Here is a 3715-nt window from a genome sequence, read left to right on the forward strand (position 1 = left end):
GCTGTCGGCGTAGTAATTGGCCTGCCGAATGCGCAGCGGATCATAGTCGAGCGTGTGAGCGATGTGATCCATGATCCGTTCGATTCCGACGATCCCCTGTGGCCCGCCAAAGCCCCGGAAGGCCGTCGCACTTGCCATGTTCGTGCGAAGACGGTGCGAGATTATGCGCACATCCGTCAGGTGATAGGCATTGTCCGCGTGCAGCATCGCGCGGTCGGCCACCGGAAGGGACAGATCCATCGACCAGCCGCAGCGGGTGTAATGCGTCACGTCCAGCGCGGTAATGTGGCCTTCGCCGTCGAAACCCACATCGTAATCGATGCGAAAATCATGGCGCTTGCCGGTGACGATCATGTCGTCATCGCGGTCATAGCGCATCTTGCAGGGGCGGCCCGTGATCATGGCCGCGACGGCGCAGGCCACGGCGAGCGCATTGCCTTGGCTTTCCTTGCCGCCGAAACCTCCGCCCATCCGGCGGGTTTCCACCCGGACAGCATGCATGGGGCGCCCGATAGCCTCGGCGACCTTGTGCTGGATTTCCGTGGGATGCTGGGTCGATGAATGCACCACCATATCCCCGTTGTCCTGGGGCAGGGCGAGGGCCGCCTGTCCTTCGAGGTAGAAATGCTCTTGCCCGCCGATATGCACCTGGCCCTTCAGCCGGTGGGGCGCGGCGGTCAGCGCGGTCGGGGCGTCGCCCTTGCTATAAACTCGGGGGCCGTCTTCGAAGCGGCTATCGGCTTCAAGCGCCTCTTCGATGGTGAGGATGGGGGCCCGCGGTTCGATCTTTGCTATGCCCAGCCGTGCCGCCCGCCGCGCCGCGAGATGCGATGTCGCGACAACGAGGAACATCGGCTGGCCCGCGTAATGCACGTCGGATGTAGCGAGCAGAGGTTCATCATGGTTCGAGGGCGAGGTATCGCAGTCATTCGGCAGGTCGGCCGCCGTCAGCACGGCCACGACCCCGGGTGCCGTTCGCACCGCATCAAGGTCGAGCCGGTCGAGCCGCCCGGCTGCCGTGGTCGACAGGCCAAAGGCAAGATGCAGGGCGGTGCGGGGCAGGGGAATATCATCCACGTACCGGGCGGTGCCCGATACGTGCAGCCGCGCCGCGTCATGGGGGAGGGGGCGCGCGACGCTCATGCCATCACTCCCCGCACGTCCGTCTGTGCGCCGTTCATGTCATGGAAATACCGTAGCAAAAGATTTTGTGCCGTTTCGAGCCGATAGCCGGAGGAGGCGCGCATGTCAGACAGCGGCGTGAAATCCTCGGCCATCACGGTCATCGCTTCACGTATTGCAGATTCTTCGAAACGTTTTCCCAACAGCGCCGCTTCCGCCCCGCTTGCGCGTTTCGGTATGCCCGCCATGCCCCCGTAGGCCAGCCGCGCCCCGGTGATCCTGTCGTTTTCACAGGTGATGGAAATGCATCCGCAGACCGCCGAGATGTCCTGATCGAACCGTTTGGAAATCTTGTAGCAGCGCAGGGTATCGGGCTGGGCCGGGATCGTGACCGCTTCGACGAATTCGCCCTCTGCCCGGTCCTGCTTGCCGTATTCGATGAAGAACTCTTCGAGCGGAAGGCTGCGCCGATCCGCCCCCCGGCGCAGGTGCAATCGGGTGCCTAGCGCGATCAGCGCAGGCGGGCTGTCCCCGATGGGGGAGCCATTGGCGATGTTGCCGCCGACCGTGGCGGCGTTGCGCACCTGAACCGACCCGTAGCGCCGCAGCATGGCCCCCAGACTGGGGAAATGCGGGGCAAGCGCCTGTTCGAAGGTCGTCAGCGTCGTCATGGCACCGATGCGCCATCCCTCCTCGGTCATTTCCACACCGGCGAGGCCCTCGCAGCGGTTAAGGAAGGCGACCGGGCCCAGATCGCGGAACCCTTTCGTGACCCACAGGCCCACGTCCGTTGCCCCGGCGATGAGCGTGGCCTCGGGATGGGCGAGATACCATTCAGCCAGCGTAGCCACATCCCTCGGTTGGAATGCGGTCGTATCAGATTCCGTGCCGATTTCCGGCGCCCGCGCGGCGGCATGCGGTGCCTTGAAGTCCGACAAACTGGCCAGATGTGGCGGGACCGGATCCCCAGCGGCGGCCTCGGCGGCGCGGACGATCGGAGCGTATCCGGTGCAGCGGCAAAGGTTGCCCGCCAGTTGCGTGTCGTGATCGCGCGCGCCGTTCAGATGCGCGGTCGCCATCGTCACGGCGAAGCCCGGCGTGCAGAAACCGCATTGGCTGCCATGGTATTCCACCAGCCGTTCCTGCACCGGGTGCAGCGTGCCGTCCGCTGCGCTCAGTCCTTCGACCGTAATCACGTGCCGTCCATCGATCTGGGGCAGGAACAGGATGCAGCCGTTCAGCGCGCGCGCGCCCTGTTCATCCGCGATCATGACGGAACAGGCCCCGCAATCGCCTTCGTTGCAGCCTTCCTTGGTTCCCGTAAGGCCGCGTTCCTCGCGAAGCCAGTCCAGCAATGTCGTCGTTGGGGAAATGCCGGATAGCGACACGACTTCTCCATTGAGAAGAAAAGTGATGTCCATCTGAAATAAGACCTGTCGCGGTACCGGGGCCCGTGGAGCGCTGTGTTCGATGCGACGTAGAAGACAGCGCGGGCAAGTGGACCCAAGGCTAAGCGCGGGATGCCCGACTTGGCAAGAGAAAAGGCAAAGGCCGGTTCCGCGCCTCTGGTCGGGGCGGGCGGTGTCCCGTAAGGTTCGGTCATGGCAAACGATCCCCGATTCATTCACCTGCGCACCCACTCGGAATATTCCCTGCTGGAAGGCGCGCTGCGGCTGAAGAAACTGCCGGGCATGTGTCGCGATGCGGGCATGCCTGCCGTGGCGCTGACCGATACCAACAACATGTTCGCGGCGTTGGAATTCTCCGTCGCGATGGCCGATGCGGGTATCCAGCCCATACTCGGCTGCCAGATTGACGTGGCCTATGCGCCGGTCCGTCCCGGGGAAACCCCGCGTGCACCTGCCCCCCTCGTTCTGCTGGCGCAGTCCGAGGCGGGATACGAAAACCTGATGAAGCTGAACTCGGCCCTCTATATCGACAAGGGTGGCGCGCGCCCCGAAGTCACGCTGGAGCAGATCGAGGCGCATTCAGGCGGGCTCATCTGTCTGACCGGTGGCCCGGACGGGCCGGTGGGTCAATTCTTGCAGAAAGGGCAGGCCCCGGCGGCGGAGGCGCTGATGAAGCGCCTTGCGGCTGCGTTCGAGAACCGGCTTTACGTCGAATTGCAGCGCCATCCGGGCGAGGACGGGCAGCCCGAAGCGGAGCGAACCACGGAACGCGGGTTTGTGGAGATGGCCTATGCCATGGGGCTGCCGCTCGTGGCGACCAATGATGTCTACTTCCCGAAACCGGAAATGTATGAGGCGCATGACGCGCTGATCTGCATTGCCGAAGGCGCCTATGTCGACCAGCAGCAGCCCCGCCGGCGGCTCACGGCGCAGCATTATTTCAAGTCCCCCGCCGAAATGGTCACGCTCTTCGCCGACCTGCCGGAGGCGATCGATAACACTGTCGAGATCGCGCGCCGCTGCGCTTTCATGGCCTACCGCCGCGCGCCGATCCTGCCCAAGTTCGCCGATGACGAGATCGAAGAACTGAAACGGCAGGCCCATGCAGGCCTCAAGGAACGGCTTGCCGTCATTCCCCACGCGGTTTCAGTGGAGGAATACGAAAAGCGGCTCGACTTCGAACT

3 protein-coding genes are annotated in these 3715 nt (G+C 64.2%); 1 reads left to right on the forward strand and 2 read right to left on the reverse strand.

All coding sequences use genetic code 11. The features are described 5' to 3' along the window. Both A3764_RS01415 and xdhA read right to left on the reverse strand, forming a co-directional pair. The coding region (locus A3764_RS01415; protein ID WP_150122037.1) for a molybdopterin cofactor-binding domain-containing protein at positions 1-1143 on the reverse strand (1143 nt) is incomplete at its 3' end. Next, complete coding sequence (gene xdhA, locus A3764_RS01420; RefSeq protein WP_067926280.1) at positions 1140-2543, reverse strand: xanthine dehydrogenase small subunit; 1404 nt, start codon at positions 2541-2543, stop codon at positions 1140-1142. The genes A3764_RS01415 and xdhA, both read right to left, overlap by 4 nt. A gap of 180 nt (positions 2544-2723) precedes the next feature. Between xdhA and A3764_RS01425 the strand changes: the two genes are divergently transcribed. Then, positions 2724-3715 (forward strand): PHP domain-containing protein (locus A3764_RS01425; protein ID WP_150122038.1); only part of this gene is annotated, 992 nt, incomplete at its 3' end.

It is taken from the genome of Sulfitobacter sp. HI0129 (assembly GCF_001635395.1).
Taxonomy (GTDB): domain Bacteria; phylum Pseudomonadota; class Alphaproteobacteria; order Rhodobacterales; family Rhodobacteraceae; genus Sulfitobacter.

What these genes read in the sequence shown, in the direction of transcription:
- xdhA (WP_067926280.1), bottom strand. Translation starts at nt 2,543, where the DNA reads ATGGACATCACTTTTCTTCTCAATGGAGAAGTCGTGTCGCTATCCGGC.